The sequence below is a fragment of the Streptomyces sp. 2P-4 genome, from assembly GCF_030167965.1.
Classification (GTDB): Bacteria; Actinomycetota; Actinomycetes; order Streptomycetales; family Streptomycetaceae; genus Streptomyces; species Streptomyces globosus_A.
In genome coordinates this window covers 295,375-311,479 of the sequence record NZ_CP095011.1, presented here as the reverse complement: position 1 = coordinate 311,479, position 16,105 = coordinate 295,375, and the positions used below count along the sequence as shown (strand labels likewise).

Below are 16,105 nucleotides of genomic sequence, written 5' to 3'. Positions count from 1 at the left end.
CACCCCCTGTGACCTGGCCCGCCCGCCGGCTGCGGCAGGGGGAGTCAGCGGGTGAGGTGGTCCGCCAGGCCTTCCAGGCGCGGGCTGTCCAGGGCCTCGCGGTGGGAGAGGCTGTTGCGGGAGCGCCACAGGGTTCTCAGGCGGTCCGCCTCGGGCTGGCTCAGGCGGGCGTCCCCCTGGATGTGGGCCCGCCACATGTCGCCCAGCTCCATCCCGGCCAGGGCCGCTGCCGACCCGGGGGCGGCGGCCGTGCCGGGGCGCGGGCCGGGCACGCCGTCGCGGCGGGGGCCGTACCGGGCGGCCAGATCCGGCAGCGGCAGGCGCGAGCGGCTGCGGATGACCTCCGTGAAGGCCTCCCGCGCCTCGTCGAGCAGCGGCAGCAGCGCGGTGTTCTGCGCAAGCCATATCCGGGTGCGCACGCCGTGCTCCCACTCCCAGTCCCACACCGGCGCTCCCGTCTCCTGCGTACGCGGATCCCGGCGGGCCGCCGCGCCCGGCCAGTGCCGCAGACGGCCGTCCCAGCGGTCGGCCAGGCCCCGGTCCCAGTCCTCGCGCAGGGCGCCGGCCGGTGCCGGGAGCGCCGCGCCCGGTGCGGGCCCCCGCGGCGCGGGCACCGTCCGGCCGTCGTCCGGATCCGGGACGCCGGGCAGGAGGCCTTCGTCGCACAGGAGGCGGCGCAGCTGCGGCGGCAGCGTGTCAGGGCTGCCGTCCCACTCCGCGGCCAGCCGCTCCGCGAGGTCCAGGAACGGGCCGCACACCTCCACCACCGTGGCCTGCGCCACCGCCTCCAGCAGCTGGTGCCGGGCGGCCCGCCCCGCGGCGGGCGGCCGGGCCATCGCGACGACGGTCGCCGTGTCCAGCCGTCCGTGGACGCCCCACCACCAGTGGACGGCGACGTCGTCGCGGGCGACCTGCTCCGGCAGCTCCGCCGCGAGCCCCGACGGCCCGGCCAGGACGAGCAGGCGGGGCCGCCGCTCGGGCGGCAGGCCCGCCGCCTTCACCGCCGCCGCCAGCCGCCGCAGCAGCTCCGCCGCTGCCGCCGGCACGGGCTCGTGCCAGCCCCGGACCACGACCACCCGCGAGGCGGCGCCGGAGCCGTCCGTCAGCCGGTGCAGCAGCCCGTCCACGCCCGCCGCCGGGCCGCTGTCGGCGCCGGGCGCGGCGGCGCCCAGCTCCTTCAGGACCCGGTCGGCCAGGTCGTGGGCCGTCGGCCGCCCCCGCTCCGGGGCCCGCCCCGCCGCGGAGGGTCCGGGCTCCCCGCCCCCCGCCGGGCCGTGTGCGGCCGGTGTATCCCGGCCCGCGGCCGACGCGGCATCGGAAGGGACCGGCCCGCCGCCCCGGGGGCCGACGCCGAAGGCGGACAGGCCGTCGTCGTAGTCCAGGACGGGAGCGGTGTCCGTCCACGGGCCGCCCGGCGGCGGGGCCGCCGCGGCCGGAGGCCCGGGCAGCCCCGCCCCGCGCGGGGCGGCCGCGTCCGCCGGGCCCGGGGCCGGCAGGAGGACGAAGTCGCCCAGCTCGTGCAGGAGCTCGTCCAGCACCGCTGCCGCATCGGCGCCGCCCGCCGGAGTCCGCGGCAGCAGGCACAGGCAGCTGCGGCCCGCCCGCAGGTCCTCCAGCACCCGGCCCGTCCACAGCCGCACCCCCGGCAGGGAGGCGGCGGACACCGCGGAGGAGCCACGCCTCACGACGGGTCCGCCGCGGCCTGCAGGGCGCGGAAGGTGATCCGGTCCAGCGAGCAGCCGTCCGGCCCGTCGTCCAGGACGCCGGTGTCCGACAGCCGGCGCACCAGCGCATCGACCTGCCCGAGCGTCAGGCCCGTCACCGAGGCGATGTCGGCGTACGTACAGCCCTCGCCCGGCTCCACGTACGCCGCCCACTCGGCCAGCACCGCCACCACCCCGTCGTCCAGGCCGACGCGCGCCAGGTGGCTGCGCGCGAAGCCGGCCTGCCCGGTGAAGCCGCGGGCGTCCTCCAGCGCCGCCTCCAGCGTCGAGCCCTCCCGGGCGATGCGGTGCACCGTCCGCTCCAGCAGGTTCGGCCAGCCGCCGGTGAGCTCGATGACGCGGCGCCGCTTGTCCGGGGTGTCGAAGGGGCATTCGGGCCAGGCCCGCAGACTGTCCGCGTTCCACCGCTCCGGGTGCACCACCGCGGCGACGAACGTGTTCTGCCGGACGGGGACGTCCGGGTCCACCAGCAGCACCGCCGCCCGGTGCGGCAGCCCCTTCCCCGGGGTGGTGTGCGCGTGCAGCGCCTCCGCGCACACGGCCGCCTCGGCGGCCGGCCGGCCGCGCAGGTCGACGAGGAACACGCTCGGGCTGCCGGCCCCGCCGTCCTGCGCGATCGCCTCCGCCAGCGTGTCCGGGCCGGCCCTGCGGACGGCCAGCTCGCGCGCGTTCGCGTACGACTCCACGGCCGCCTCGACGAGCGCCGGGCCGTGCGCCTCGGTCAGGCAGACCGCCGCCACGCCCGGCGCCGTCACCAGGCTCAGCTGGTGCTCCGTCAGCGGGCTGTAGCGGGCGATGCCCTCCCGGTCATGGCCGACGAACCGCCGGGAGAACCGCGGGTTGTAGTCGTACGGCAGGTCGAACTCCGTCTGCCGAAGCTCCAGTTCCAGGTCCTCGCGGGTGCCGAGCATGTTCACCACGTTCGGGCTGCGGACCGCGTACAGGCGCGGGTCGGCCAGCTGGATGAGCAGGCCGAGACCCACCATCTCGTCCAGGTAGATCCGCACGTCGCTCGCCGTCAGCGAGCCGAACCCCACCTTCCAGTGCCTCTTCGCCGCGCTCAGCAGATCGTCGGCGTCGTACCCGCCCTGGAAGCCGTCCTCCTGGCTGCGCAGGGCGATGACCAGCGCCAGCACCCGGTAGCGGTCCTCCAGGTTGATGGTGATCCGCAGGCGCTCGGCGATGTGCCGGTGCACCTGCGCCGAGCCCGTCACGGCGCGCACGTCCTCGTCGGTGACCGTGATGGGCCACTGCGCCGACGCGAGGGACTTGCCGCGCAGGGCGGCGACCAGCCGCTCGCAGAAGATCTGCACCAGGCACGCCTGGTAGTTCGTCGCCGCGAGCACCCGCCACACCAGCTCCGGCCGCTCGAACCGGTACCCGAACGCCGCCATCGGCTCCACCACCAGCCGCTGCGCCTCGGTCGGCTTCAACGTGCTGATCAGCACGTCCGGGCCGCCGTGCGTCAGCGGCACGTTCGACAGGTGCCGGAACCGCTGCACCTGGTGCAGACCCGCGAACACGATCTTGAACCGCCGGTCGGTGCGGTCCATCAGCCCCTTCAGCCGCAGCACGTTCGCGAACGTCGCCTCCCCGCCCCGCCCGCGCACCGCCTTCGAGTCCGCCGTAAGGAACGCGTCGGCCTCGTCCGCGAGGACCAGCACCCGGCGGTCCGCGTTCTCCTCCAGCCACCGCTCCACCCGGGCCAGCACCGCGTCCGGCGCCAGGTGGGCGGCCCGGTCGGCGCGCAGCACGCCGACCCGCTTGAGCTCCTCCTCCAGCACCGGCCAGATCCGCTCGGCCGGCTCCGCCTCGCCGACACCGCGGGCCTTGAGGTCGACGTAGATCGCCTTGCGGTCCGGCGTCCCGGGGAACGACGCCTGAACCTTGCGCAGCAGCGCCGACTTGCCCAACTGCCGCCCCCCGTACAGGAAGAGCGCGCCGAACCGGTCGGTGACCGTCGCGATCTCCTCCTGCCGGCCGTAGAACACCTCCGGCGGGACGAGCCCGGCCACGAACGGCGTGTACGGGTTGTACGCGGTCCACGGCAGCGTCACCCGCTGCGCCGCCCGGAACGAGCGCGGCGAGCGGGCCGCGACCCAGCCGAAGACGGCAGGGTCGATGACGAGCGCCCTCTGCGAGGCGGCCGTCCGGGCCCGAGCCGCCATCTCGCGGCGCCCCGCGAGCCCCAGCGGGTACAGGTAGATGATCAGGCAGGCGCCGGAGTCGGAGCTGTCGAGGAGTTCGAGCGGGCTGCGGCCGCGCTGCTCGTCGGAGACGACCAGGATCGTGTACGAGGACGCCGCCGACCCGAGCGCGGCCACATATCCCGGAACGGTCTCGCTGGCGTGCGCCCGCGCGGTGAGCCGGAGCACGCCGCGCACCTCGTGCTGGTGGTCGCGGACCGGGGTCGCCTGGCATTCCAGGCCGATGACCCGCAGCACGGACGGCACGTGCCGCTGCCACTCCGAGCCGCGGGTCGCGGGCCGGCACAGCGCGTCCCAGGACTCCAGGCCGCTGCGCGCGCCTTCGGTCAGCGGCTGCCCCGCCAGGTAGAACTCCGCCCACGGGCGCGCCGAGTAGCCCTGCGAGCCGGACGCCTTGCGGACGCCGGCCAGCTCGATGCCCGCGGTGAACCGCTCCAGCTCGGCGCCCGAGTCGGTGGCGCTCCAGTCGGGGAGCGGTTTGCCCTCGCGCAGCAGCGACAGGCACTCCTCCGCGGTCACCGTGTCCCGGTTGTCGAGGAGCGAGGTGACCCGGCGCCTGTCCTGCGCGGACGGGTCGAGCAGCGCGAGCGCCTCGCGGAGCCGCCGCACGTACTCGTCGACCTGCGTGCGGATCTCGGACTCCAGGATCCGGATGCCGGCCGCGGCATGGCCGAACGCCCCCTCGGGTGTCGGCGCCTTCAGCCGCTCCAGGCGTCCGACGAGCTCCCGCTCGACCTGGAGGTTGAGCTGCTGCGTGCGCAGCTCGGCGAGCAGGGTGCCCGCCGCGCCGTGCGCCCTGCGGTGCGCGGCGCTCCAGCGCGACCACTCGGCGTCGCGCCGCTGCCGCCAGTCGCCGGGCACGGCGTCGAGCCCGGCGGGGATGGCCGGTACGAGGTCCTGTTCGAGGGCGGCGACGAGCGCGTCCGCGAGGTGCAGGTCGCCGCGCTCGCAGTACCGGGCGAGGACGGTACGGGCGTCCGCCGGCTCCAGCAGGGCCAGGACGGCCTCGCGGAACCCGGCTTCCGCGGGCAGCGGGGTGCCGTCGGCGGCGCGGGGCAGGTCGGGCGCGGCCAGCAGCGCCTGCGCGCCGGGCGGCCCGGCCGTCCGGTCGCCGTCGGGGTCGCGTACGGGCACGGCGCCCGAGGGGGAGCGGTCGTCGCCGAGCAGCCAGCTGCGCAGGCGCAGTACCGCGGCGCCCTCGACGCCGGGCGGGGCGTCCGCCTCCCGCACCTGGTCCAGGGCGTGGCGCAGGGCGGTGACGGAGTCCGACCGCTCGTCCACCGCCGGGGCCGCGAGCGCCCTGGCCCGGGAGAGCAGGTCGCAGACCTGCTCGATGGTGCGCAGCAGGGCCCGCTTCGCGGCCGCCTCGATCGGCTCCTTGGCCTGCTTGGGGGTGCGGATCGCGGCGTCCGCCTCCTCGATCATCCGCTCCGCGGAGCCGCGCTTGCGGAACAGCTCCCAGATCGCGTCGAGTTCGGCCGGACCGGACGTGCCCTCCGCCCAGACGCTGATCGCGGCGAGGGCTCGGCCGAGGGGCTGCTCGGAGCCGATCAGCCGGGACCGCACCTGCGTGGCGCGGGGGTAGCCGATGCGCTGGCGGGGCAGCGCGTCGAGGAGTTCCGCCGCCTCGGCGGCGAGCCGGGCCCGGCTGAGCGCGGGCTCGGAGTCGCCGGCCAGGCGGGTCGCACCGAGGTCGAGGCGCTGGTAGCGGCGGACGGCGTCGACGGTCCGCTCCAGCAGCTTGCCCCAGTTGCCGGGCAGGGCGGAGGTGAGCTCCGTCTGGATGAGGAGGTCGTTGGGCCAGCCGGCGAGGAGTCCGGCCCGCAGTGAGGCGGCCGCCGCCAGGACGAGGGCGGGCCGGTCGGCGTCCAGCGCCTCCAGGTCCGGGTCGAAGCCGGTCATCACGGCGACCGCCTCCTCCTCGTCGCCGCAGGAGAACGCGGCTGCGGCGAACGCGAGGCACTCGCTGCGGTGCGCGGGCTCCGCAGAGCCGACGGTCAGCCAGTAGGCCTCCGCGAAGCGGCCCTCGCGGACGAGCCGCGCGACGGGCGACTCGCTGCCGTCGGGCGCCTCCCAGGAACCGGGGCGCGGCGCGGCCTCGGCGGCTGCGGGGGCGCGGTCGCCGGCGCCGCCCGGCGGCCGGCCGCTCCCGGGCCCGGCGGCGTCGGGCCCGGGAGCGGGCCGCGGTACGCCGCCACCCTTCGGCAGCGCGCCACCGGTGGCGGCTCCGGCGCCGGTGTCCGGCAGGGGTGCCGTGTGGGCCGAGGCGGGGGCGTCCTCAGCGGTGTGTCCGGCACCCGTGCGCGGGGAGCCCGTCGGGATGCGGTCCGTCGGCGCCGCCCCGGCCGCGGCTGCGGCGGCGGCCTGCGCGGGTTCGGGGAGGGCCGCCGGGGCGGCGGGTTGGGCGTCCGCGTCGCTCACGGGGCGGGAGGCGGTCCCGGCAGACGGGGATCCGGCCGTGACTCCGCCGCCGGCGTCGTGTGCGGCGACCGGCTGTGCCGGGACGGTGGCCCGGGCGGCGGTGGGCACGGCGCTCGGGCCCTCCGCGCGGTGGGAGCCGGACGGGGTGTGGTCCGCAGGCCCGGATCGGGTGCCTGCGCTGACGGGGAGCTGCGCGGGCGCCGGCTCCGCCTGGGCGGTGCCGTGCCCGGCGGCGGGCGCCGGTCCCGCGGGCGGCTGCGCGGCGGAGTCCTGGCCGGTGGCGTGGTCGCCGGCGCCAGGCGCCGGTTCCGTCGGCTTGGAGGGGTGGAGCAGGCGTTCCAGGTCGGCGATCTGCTGGTCCAGCATGGCCAGGGACTGTTCGAGGGGCTCCCGGTGCGGGGCGTCCGCGGCGGTGCCGTCCAGCAGGGTCCGCAGGCCCGCGCGGGTCTGCCTCAGGCTCTGCAACTCCTGTTCCCGCTGCGCGGCCGCATGCGCCTCGGCCGTCAACTCGACCAACAGGACGTCCAGTTCGGCGAAGCCCGCTTCGGGGCCCCAGGTGCGGCCCGCCGCCGCGAGCCGTGCCGCCAGGCGGGACCGCTCGGACTCGCGGGCCGCGTACTCCCCGGCGAGCGGGGCCGGCCCGGGCCTGCCGGCCCGTACCGCCCCGGCCGCCGCCTCGAATGCGTCGGCCAGGGCCGCCGACCGCTCCCGCAGCGACCGCCCGGCCGCCTCGATCTCCTCGATCCGCCCTGCGTCGAGGCTCCTGTTCACGGGGTCACCCCGATCCCGGTGCGCGGCCGCGCACCCTGCCTCGAAAGGGATGTGATCAGGCCATCCGGTAACACCACTCGACGCCTCCTGCGGGCAGCGCTCTGCGCTGACCAGGCGCCCGGCCGGTCGCTTTCGGTGTGCATGCACGGATCTTGCCAGAGGCGCGGTCCGGCGTAAGCGGATTCCCGGGATTCTCCCGGGACTTGGCGTCAGCAGTACACGGCGGAGGCGGTGTCGTTCTCCCAGGGCAGGACGTTGACGCGGTAGCCGTCGTGCATGACGTGCGCGTCGCCGCCCCCGTACGCGTCAGACGTCCAGTGGCACACCACCCCGCTGTCGTTCGACCAGGACGACATCAGGTCGTTGAACCGGAGGTCGCCGAGCCACGGGGCGGCGTCCCCGGCGCGCAGCGCGATGCCGCCGCCCGTGAACTCGTAGTCGCGGTACAGGCAGAGGCTGTCCCGGGGGCAGTTCGAGCCTTCGAAGGTGGTCACGTGTGCGGCGGCGGGCACCGCGGACCCGGCCGGGGCGGCCGCGGCGGGGGAGGAGGGCAGCAGCGCGACGAGGGCGGTCGCAGCGAACAGGGCAGCACGGCGCAGCATCAAGTACTCCAAGGAGAAAGGGGGTCAGGGGTGCCCGGGCCTGCGCCGGGCGGCGCGCCGGGGCCAAGATCAACGTACCGCCGGGATCGCGCTGCGTTGCCGGTGGATACGCTGCGTCACCCGAACGTGGCCGGCACACCCCTGCGCACCCCAGCGCACACCACGGCGCACACCCGGCGCACCCCCGCGCACCGCCGGGCACGGCGACCACCCCGCGAGGCCTGTCGGTACCGGCTGGCAGGATCGCCGCATGAGCCTCCCGATCCCGCTGCCGTCCGATCCGAGCACGTCACAGGTCTACCCGGACTGGGTGCAGGCGCACGACCCCGGCGCGGAGCCTGCCGCCCGCGCCCTGTTCGACACCCTGTGCGCCGGCGCCCGGGCGGCGCACACGAAGCCCGGAGCCTTCCTCGACACGATGCAGCGGCAGGCCCGCCGACTGCCCCCGCCCCATCTGCCCTGGTTCTGGGAGACGGTGGCGCACCGGCTGATCCCCGTCCACCCCCGCAGCGCCGCCCGCGCCCACACCCTCGCCCGCAAGGCCGAGCACGCGCACCGGCTGCCCGCGGACCCGGACCGGCACCGCGCCAACGTGCTGCTCCACGCCCGCCACGGCGCCCTGGCCGCCGCCGACCTGAGCGGGCACCAGCCGTGGCTGGCCGGCCTCCTGGAGCCCGCCGCCGCGCACGGGGAGTTCGTACGGGTCCTCGCCGCCTGGCCCGCGGCGTCCGCGGACCTGCCGGCCGACCTGGCCGCGCGGGTGCGCGCATCGGCGCGCGCCGCCGGGGCGGGCACCGACGAGGACGCCCGGATCCTCGGCCCGCTCGTCGCCGCCGCGCGCGGCCGGGCCGTCCCCGACCGGCTGCTCCTCGCCCTCGCGAAACTCCTGGCCGCACACCCTCCGGCCGACGGGCTGCACGCTCCCCTCCTCGACCTGTTCCCCGAGTCCCGCGCCGACGCCGCCGCCTGGCTGCGCCTCCTGCTGGACTCGGGCGCCGCCGCGGCCGCGGCAGCCGGCCGGGCCGTGCCCGACGGCGGGCTCGCCGACTGGCTGCGCCGGTACGCCCGCACCTACGGCCACCGCAAGGTCGCCGGCGGCGGCGTCATGCGCCAGCCGATGCCCGCCGAGCTGCTGGAGATCGTCGCCCTGTGCGCACCCCGGCTGAAGGCCGCCGGCGCACCGGTGCGGCTGCACGAGGACCGCTACCGCCACCCGGGCATCGACGCCGACCTGCTCGACGCCTGCCTCGCCGAGGGCATCCCCGTCGAGGACCCCGGCCCGGCCGTCCGCCTGGAGTTCTGGGGCGACCGCTCGCGGCGGGACCTCACCTCGCTCGCCGCCGACCCGGTCTTCGGCCCCCGGCTGGAGGGCACCGTGCACGCCGGGCTGCGCGGCGCCGGCACGGCCATCACCCGGCTCCCGGAGAACCCGGGCATCGCCGCCGAGGTGCACCACCGCATCGAGGGCCTCCTCGGCGCCCTGCGCGGCGGCGGCCTGGCCGCCGCCGACGAGGCCGTGAACGAGCTGCGGGAGCTCCTCGACCGCCCGACCGCCACCGCTCTCGACGGCATCGAGGAAGCCCTCGCCGGCATCGACCTGACGGGCCCGCTGGCCCGCGCCCTGCACGCCGGACTGCCCGAGGAGCTCGGCTGGCCCGCCCTCGACGCAGCCGTGGCAGGCTTCCCGCCCGGCGAAACCGTCCAGGTGACCAGCACCTGGCCCGTACTGACCGTGTACGGCGCCACCCGCGCCGTGGCCGTCGACCACGCGGGCGAGCGCGCCTCCTGCACGTTCCGGCTCCCCGCAGGCGCCCTCTCCCACTCCGTGCACCACGTCGGCGGCGACTTCCTCGTCGCCTGGAGCACCGACGAGCGCACAGCCGGCGGCGGGCACGCCTTCTGGGCCTCCCGCCCCGAGGAGGTCTTCACCCCGCAGCACCGGTCCCGGCTGAGCCCGTACGGCGGCTTCATCCACGGCGGGCTCGGCTACCACTTCGAAACCGCCGACGGCACCGGCCGCCACGACGGCGAGCGCGTCCTGCGCCCCGGCGGCCGCGAGGGCATCGGAGGCCACGACCTGATGCTCGGCGACGGGCAGCGGCTGTGGAGCGCGCCCGTCTTCCGCGCGGACCGCCGCCGCGCCCCCGTCGACCCGCACACCGGCGGGCGCAGCGGCGACGGCCCCTCCCCGGGCATCGGCGGCGCAGGCGAGGCCCCCGACGGCTGGAAGGACTCCGAGGACCTCCGGACCCTGGCCGCGCTCCCCGAGGGGGCGCCGGCCTCCCCGCTCGGACAGGACGGCCGGCTCGCCGGCTGCCGCGTCCTGCACCGTGTCCCCTGGAGCGGCCACTCGCCCCGCGAGTTCCGCCTGGAGTCCGCCGACGGCCGCCGGGCCGACTACCGCACCCGTACCTGGGGCCGCCACCCGTGGGGCATCCTCGCCCTGCCCGCGGGCGGCGAGGACGCCGTCCTGGTCGACGAGACCGCCGTACGCTGCCACTCCGCCGCCGACAACTCCCTGCTGTGGCAGGTCCGCGGCTTCCCCGGCGCCCCCGGCTCCGACTCCCGGGCCGCCAGGACCGCCCCCACCCTCGGCGAGGAGGCGGGCCCCGTCCCGCCGCCCGCGTTCTGGCACTTCCTCGCCCCGCGCGACGAGGCCGCCTCCAAGGCCCTGCGGACCGCGGACGCCGCCGCCGTACGCGCCCTCCTCGACGCGGCCCTGCGCGGCGACGCGCGCCCCGCCCTGCCCGGGATCGCCGAGCCGCGCATCGCCGACGGCGTCGCCCGCGCGGCCCGGCTCGCCGCCGACGTGCTGCGCCGCCGCCGGGAACTCTCCCGCCGCGTGGCCCTCATGCGGTCCGGGCCCGTCGCCGACCTGCCCTCGCCGGTCCCCGACACCGTCCTCCAGCCGGCCCTGCGCGGCCTCCTGCCCGAGATCCGCGGGTACGGGGCGCCCGTACCGGCGGCGCATCCCGCGCTGCTGACCGCGGTCGCCGCCGACGGCCGCCATCTGCGCGGCGAGATCGACGACGAGACCCGGCGCCTGGCCCCGCCCGCACAGCCCGCCGAATGGGCCGTCCTCGTCGGCGCCATCGGCGCCGCTGCCTGGCGGGCCGCCGTCGCGCACACCGACCCGGAGGAGCGCGCCGCGCTCGCCGCGCTCCTGGAGGTCTGGAGCCGGCAGCCCTTCGCCGAGCCGGGCACCGCCTGGCGCACCGGCCGCGCCCGCGAGGACGCAGTCGAAGCCTGCCGGGCCGCGGGCGGAACCCTCGCCTCCGGTGTGCCCCGCCGCGGACTCGTCCCCTTCCTCCAGCCCGCCGCCGACCCCGCCCCGGCCGGCGCCGAGGAGTGCCGCACCGTCGAGGCCGCGGACGACGCGCGGCGGCTGCCGCGGCTCCTCGCGCTCCTCGCCGAGCGGGGGCCGCTGGCCGTGCCCGAGGAGGCCGTCGAGGCGTTCTGCCGGCGCACCGGCGCCCGCCGGAGCATCGGCCTGCTCGCGCTGGCCGGGCTGCCCGCCCGCGAGCGGCACGACGACCACCGCGCCCTGCTCCGCAAGACGCCGTACCGGCTGACCGGGCCGCTGGTCCACGAGTACGACGGCCTCGTCCACCGGCTCGGCGAGGACGGCCGGCGAGCCCTCCTCGCCGCGGGCCTCCCGGACGACCCGGCGGAGCTGTGGGAGCCCGGCGGCATGGCCGCGGCCGCCCTGCGGATGGCCGAGGTGTGGGCGGCGCTGCTCGGTGCCGCGGAGTACGCCGACGAGGAGCTGGCCGAGGCGCTGGAGACGGAGGCCGGCCTCGGCGGCGGCTGGGCGCGCGCCCTCCCGGCCGGCCGGGCCGCCGGCGCCTTCGGGGAGCACGGCTTCGCCCTCGCCGTCCAGCCCTCGGGCCGGGTCCGGCTCCACCTGCTGCGGGAGGACGGAACCCCGGGCGACTGGGTGTCGGGCACCGCGGCCGCCCACACCGCCGCCGCCACCGCCGTCGTGTGGGCGCTCACCGAGCGGCCCGTCGGCGACCCGGCGGCCGCGGGCGCCCTGCGCCTGTACGGCAGGCTCCGGGCGGTCCTCGACGACCCCGGCACGCTGGTGCCCGTCCTCTACCCGCCGGCTCCGGCACTCGCCGGTGCGCCCGGTTTCGCCCCGTACGAGGGTCCGCTGCTGCCCTGCCCGCAGCCGCTGGACGAGGGCGTGGAGGCGCCGCGGGTCCTCGACGACGGCCTGTTCGTCGTCGAGACGGGGGCCGGCGCGGTGTTCGTGCGGACGGCGGTGCTCGCCGACCCGGAGCGCGTCGGGCGGGCGGCCCGGCTCTGCACGGACCTGCGCCTGGACCACCTGCGCGGACGCCTGCTGGAGCTGCGGGACGAGCTCGACGGCCTGGCCCGCATCGCCGCCCGCGCCGCGGCCACCCCGGTTCCGGCCGGAGGCTGCGAGAACGACCCGGCGCGGAGTGCGCCGGACCTGGTCGCGGATGCGGCCCGCACCCTGGGCACCGGAGCGGACGCGGCCGCGCTGTACCTCCAGCTGCTGGCCCTGGCCCGGCCCACCGACCGCAACATCCGGCGCTGGAACGGCTGGACGGCCGGCCGGCACAAGGCGGCCCAGGCCGAACTCGTGGCCGCCGGCGCGGTCGTCGCCGGCTCCCGGGCGCGCGCCGGGCGCTCCGTCTTCGCCCCGGGGGAGTGGACCGACCTGAAGGCGCCCCATCTGCCGCTGGAGACGGCGAAGACCGGGCCGCACCTGGCGCACGTGTACGGCAAGGGGCTCCACAGCCCGTACCTGCGGCTGCTGGCGCCGCTGCCGCCGCACGAGCTGTTCGCCCGGGCCTGGGAGGCGTCCCGCCCTGGGTCGTGACGGGCAGCCTCTTGCTGCATCTATCGAAAATCGATAGATTCCCATCGTGAGTCGATCGAAGGAGTGGTGATGGGAAGGCTGATGGTGCTCGCGCTGCGCTGCGTGCTCGCGATGCTGCTGGCGGGCTGCCTGTTCGTACAGGGCGTGATGGTGCCCCTGCTGGCGGCCGACATGGACGGCGGCGGGGGCGACCTCTCCCACCTGCGCGTCCCCTGCATCGTGATCACCGTCCTCGGTGTCGCTGCGGTCGAGGTCGTGCTGGTCTGCGTGTGGCGGCTGCTGACGATGGTCCGCCGCGGCACGGTCTTCTCCCACGCGGCGTTCCGGTACGTGGACGTCATCATCGGTGCGGTCGTCGCGGCCGCCGCCCTCGTCTTCGCCCTCGCCGTCCTCTTCGCACCCGGAGAAGCCGTGCCGCCGGGCATCGTGCTGCTCATCTGCGGGGTGTCCCTCGCCGCCCTCGGCGTCGCCCTGACGGTGCTCGTCCTGCGGACGCTGCTCCGCCAGGCCGTGGCGCGGGACGTCGAGGCGGCGCGCATGCAGGCCGAACTGGACGAGGTGATCTGATGCCCATCACCGTCGACATCGACGTGATGCTGGCCAGGCGGAAGATGTCCGTCGGCGAGCTCGCCGAGCGCGTGGGCATCACCCCCGCCAACCTGGCGGTGCTGAAGAACGGGCGCGCCAAGGCCGTCCGGTTCGCGACGCTGGCCGCGCTCTGCGAGGCCCTCGACTGCCAGCCCGGCGACCTGCTGCGCTGGGAGCCCAGCGGCGACGGCCCCGCGGAGGGCTGACGCCGGCCTCCGGTCGCGGGCGGGCGGCCGGCCCCGACAATGGGTACGGTGCACCTTCCGGTGGGCCTCGACCCGGGCGCGGTGGCCGGAGTTCGCCCCCGCGGTGTCGACAGGCGGACCGCAGCTCCGTAGAGTCACGGTCCTGTCACCCAGTGCCACCGCCGGGCTGGGGGTCTACCGAGAGGAACCGCCATGAAACGCCGGACCGCCTCCCTCCTCACCGCCGCCGCCCTGGCCGCCGCAGTGCTCGGCGCGGGTGCACCCTCCGCGAGCGCCGCGCCCGGCGGGTGCACGTACACCTCGACGAGTCACCGGCCGGTCCTGAAGCAGGGCAGCACGGGGGCGTCCGTGAAACAGGCGCAGTGCCTCTCCAACATCTGGGGCGGGGTGCCGAAGCTGGCCGTCGACGGGATCTTCGGCGCCAAGACCCTCGACAAGGTCAAGTGGATCCAGGGCTGCCACGGCCTCCCGCGGGACGGCGTCATCGGCGCCAGGACCTGGGCCGTCCTCTACGACCCGGTCCCCGACTGCTACGACCCCTACCCGCGCTGACAGGTCCGCGCCGGTCCGCGGGCCGCGCGGGGGATCGGGTGAACGGAGCGGCATCCCCCGATTGGCCCGCGGGGCGGCGTGGAACCCGTTCCGTATGACCGAGAGCACCAGCCCCCACATCTCCGCCCCGCGCATCGTCGTGCTCGGGGTGCAGCCGGGCGATCCGCCGTTCCGCATCGTCGAGGTCGACGGCGAGGTGGTCGGCACGGCCACCTCCATGACCGACGTCCTCCTGACCGCCGCGTCCGCCGGCCTGACCATCCACGACCTGGACGACCCCGACACCGTCCGCTGGGTGGGCGGCGGCAAGTACACCTGGACGCTCCACTGACCACGGCCGGGCCCACCCCCGGGGCCCGCGCAGGCACAGGGCCCGGTGTCAGCCCGCAGGGGCCGCCCCGCGGGGCGGCGGCTCCGTGCGCTGCTGGGCGCCGATCAGCACGTCGGCCTCCTGCCGCAGGCTGTCCCGCCGGTGCGGGACGGCGGCCCTGCGGGCCTCGTCCTGCAGTGCGAGCCCGGCCCGCAACAGGGTGGGGCCGGGGACCGGCACCCGCTGACCGGGCCGCTCCGTGTACGGGCGCAGTTCCAGGGCGGCCTCCCGCGCCTCCGCCGAGGCCCCGCGCCGCAGCGACAGGAAGGCCCGGCTCAGCCAGTTCGCTTCGATCTTCACCATGCGGTCGGTCCTACCCGGCCGTGCGGCGCGGCGCCCGCCCCACACCGGAGATTCGTCACGTCTTCGCCCGTTCGTGTGACACCGCCGCCGTTGCCCGCCCTGCCCGCCCTGCCCGCCCGGCGCGTCCGCCGGTGGGCGGGCGGGAGGATGGCCGGGGGCGACCGGCCCGGTGCGCCTGCGTGAACGCCCGGCCCGCCGCGGGAATGGTTGCCGCCATGCGCCCCTGCCGACCCCGCCCCCGCACCGAGCCGTGACGCCCGCCCGCCCGGCCGGCTCCCCCGGACCCGAGCCCGCCGCCCGCGCCGCCGCCCCGGGCGGGGGCCGCGGGTGGCGGCCCTGCCTGCTCGCCGGAGCGGTGTTCGCCGTCTGCATGGCCGGCACCACTCTGCCCACCCCTCTCTACGGCCTCTACCAGGAGGAGTTCGGCTTCGACGAGCTGATCACCACGGTCGTGTTCGCCGTGTACGCCGTCGGCGTCATCGGCGTGCTCCTCCTCGCCGGCAACGCCTCGGACACCGTCGGCAGGAAGCCCGTCCTGCTCACCGGGCTCGCGCTTGCCGCCGCAAGCGCCGTCTGCTTCCTCTGCGCCACCGCCATGCCCTGGCTGTACGCGGGCCGCCTGCTGTCCGGGCTGTCCGCCGGCCTGTTCACCGGCGCCGCCACCGCCTACGTCCTGGAACTGGCCCCGCCGGGCGGCTCCTCCCGCGCCACCTTCGTCGCGACGGCCGCCAACATGGGAGGCCTCGGCTGCGGCCCGCTGCTCGCAGGCCTCCTCTCCGAGTACGCGCCCTGGCCGCTGCACCTGCCGTTCGCGGTGCACCTGGTCCTGCTCGCCGCGTCCGCGGGCGTGCTGCGGGCCCTGCCGGAGACCGTACGGGAGCGCAGGCCGCCGTCGGCGGTGCGGCCGCAGCGGCCCGGGGTGCCCGCGCAGGTCCGTGCGGTGTTCGCGCCCGCCGCGACCGCCGCGTTCGTGGGCTTCGCCCTGTTCGGGGTGTTCACGTCCGTCAGCCCCGCCTTCATGGCCCAGTCCCTCGACGTCCACGACCGGGCCGTCAGCGGCCTCGTCGTCGCCCTCGCGTTCTTCGCCTCCACCGCCGGGCAGTTGGCCGCAGGCCGGCTCGGCGTCCGGCGCTCGCTGCCGCTCGGCTGCGCCACCCTCCTCGCCGGGCTGGCCCTGCTCGCCGCCGCCCTGTGGCAGGACCTCCTCGCCCTGGTGGTGCTGAGCGCGCTCGTCGGCGGGGCCGGGCAGGGCCTGTCGTTCCGCGGGGCGCTGTCGGCGGTGGCCGGGGCCTCCCCGCCGGACCGGCGCGCCGCGGTCATCTCCTCGCTGTTCGTGGTGGCGTACGCCGGCATCTCCGTCCCGGTCGTCGGCGTCGGCGTCATGGCGGGGCCGCTCGGACTGGAGAACGCGGGCCTGGTGTTCCTCGCCTGCATGGGCGCCCTGGTCGCGGCGGCCGCCGCCTACCTGCTGCGCAGGCCCGTCCGGACGGGGTGAGCGCCCTGCCCGAAGCA

General features: G+C 77.3%; 10 protein-coding genes. 6 read left to right on the top strand and 4 right to left on the bottom strand.

The window, feature by feature from the left end; translation table 11 throughout:
* Positions 1-44 precede the first annotated feature (44 nt).
* The 3 genes from MUK52_RS01445 to MUK52_RS01435 all read right to left on the bottom strand — a co-directional run bounded on the left by MUK52_RS01445 (position 45) and on the right by MUK52_RS01435 (position 7,725).
* Positions 45-1,685 carry a hypothetical protein gene (locus tag MUK52_RS01445; RefSeq protein ID WP_284574250.1) on the bottom strand — a complete coding sequence of 547 codons (1,641 nt, stop codon included), beginning with the start codon at positions 1,683-1,685 and terminating at the stop codon, positions 45-47.
* Positions 1,682-7,123, bottom strand: coding sequence for an ATP-binding protein (locus MUK52_RS01440; protein ID WP_284574249.1), 5,442 nt, complete (start codon positions 7,121-7,123; stop codon positions 1,682-1,684). The genes MUK52_RS01445 and MUK52_RS01440 overlap by 4 nt, the downstream gene beginning before the upstream one ends.
* Before the next feature lie 209 nt (positions 7,124-7,332).
* Complete coding sequence (locus tag MUK52_RS01435) at positions 7,333-7,725, bottom strand: peptidase inhibitor family I36 protein (RefSeq protein ID WP_114055642.1); 393 nt, start codon at positions 7,723-7,725, stop codon at positions 7,333-7,335.
* A 250-nt stretch (positions 7,726-7,975) separates the two neighbouring features.
* Here MUK52_RS01435 and MUK52_RS01430 point away from each other — a divergent pair, with 250 nt between their 5' ends.
* From MUK52_RS01430 to MUK52_RS01410, 5 genes are all read left to right on the top strand, one after another.
* Complete coding sequence (locus MUK52_RS01430; protein ID WP_284574248.1) at positions 7,976-12,574, top strand: hypothetical protein; 4,599 nt, start codon at positions 7,976-7,978, stop codon at positions 12,572-12,574.
* Between the two features lie 69 nt (positions 12,575-12,643).
* Positions 12,644-13,141 carry a DUF2975 domain-containing protein gene (locus tag MUK52_RS01425; protein ID WP_114055644.1) on the top strand — a complete coding sequence of 166 codons (498 nt, stop codon included), beginning with the start codon at positions 12,644-12,646 and terminating at the stop codon, positions 13,139-13,141.
* Positions 13,141-13,368: a helix-turn-helix domain-containing protein gene (locus MUK52_RS01420; RefSeq protein WP_284574247.1), complete on the top strand. Its 228-nt coding sequence runs from the start codon at positions 13,141-13,143 to the stop codon at positions 13,366-13,368. Before MUK52_RS01425 ends, MUK52_RS01420 begins: the two co-directional genes overlap by 1 nt.
* Positions 13,369-13,560: 192 nt before the next feature.
* Positions 13,561-13,920, top strand: coding sequence for a peptidoglycan-binding domain-containing protein (locus MUK52_RS01415; RefSeq protein WP_114055646.1), 360 nt, complete (start codon positions 13,561-13,563; stop codon positions 13,918-13,920).
* Positions 13,921-14,014: 94 nt separating this feature from the next.
* Positions 14,015-14,251 carry a hypothetical protein gene (locus MUK52_RS01410; RefSeq protein WP_114055647.1) on the top strand — a complete coding sequence of 79 codons (237 nt, stop codon included), beginning with the start codon at positions 14,015-14,017 and terminating at the stop codon, positions 14,249-14,251.
* Between the two features lie 48 nt (positions 14,252-14,299).
* On the opposite strand, the gene MUK52_RS01405 is transcribed toward MUK52_RS01410, so the two are convergent.
* Positions 14,300-14,593 carry a hypothetical protein gene (locus tag MUK52_RS01405; protein ID WP_114055648.1) on the bottom strand — a complete coding sequence of 98 codons (294 nt, stop codon included), beginning with the start codon at positions 14,591-14,593 and terminating at the stop codon, positions 14,300-14,302.
* A 340-nt stretch (positions 14,594-14,933) separates the two neighbouring features.
* Here MUK52_RS01405 and MUK52_RS01400 point away from each other — a divergent pair, with 340 nt between their 5' ends.
* Positions 14,934-16,088 (top strand): MFS transporter, encoded by a 1,155-nt coding sequence (locus MUK52_RS01400; protein WP_246042814.1) that lies wholly within the window; start codon positions 14,934-14,936, stop codon positions 16,086-16,088.
* Positions 16,089-16,105 lie beyond the last annotated feature (17 nt).

What these genes read in the sequence shown, in the direction of transcription:
- MUK52_RS01410 (WP_114055647.1), top strand. Translation starts at nt 14,015, where the DNA reads ATGACCGAGAGCACCAGCCCCCACATCTCCGCCCCGCGCATCGTCGTG.
- MUK52_RS01420 (WP_284574247.1), top strand. Translation starts at nt 13,141, where the DNA reads ATGCCCATCACCGTCGACATCGACGTGATGCTGGCCAGGCGGAAGATG.
- MUK52_RS01415 (WP_114055646.1), top strand. Translation starts at nt 13,561, where the DNA reads ATGAAACGCCGGACCGCCTCCCTCCTCACCGCCGCCGCCCTGGCCGCC.
- MUK52_RS01405 (WP_114055648.1), bottom strand. Translation starts at nt 14,593, where the DNA reads ATGGTGAAGATCGAAGCGAACTGGCTGAGCCGGGCCTTCCTGTCGCTG.
- MUK52_RS01435 (WP_114055642.1), bottom strand. Translation starts at nt 7,725, where the DNA reads ATGCTGCGCCGTGCTGCCCTGTTCGCTGCGACCGCCCTCGTCGCGCTG.
- MUK52_RS01430 (WP_284574248.1), top strand. Translation starts at nt 7,976, where the DNA reads ATGAGCCTCCCGATCCCGCTGCCGTCCGATCCGAGCACGTCACAGGTC.
- MUK52_RS01425 (WP_114055644.1), top strand. Translation starts at nt 12,644, where the DNA reads ATGGGAAGGCTGATGGTGCTCGCGCTGCGCTGCGTGCTCGCGATGCTG.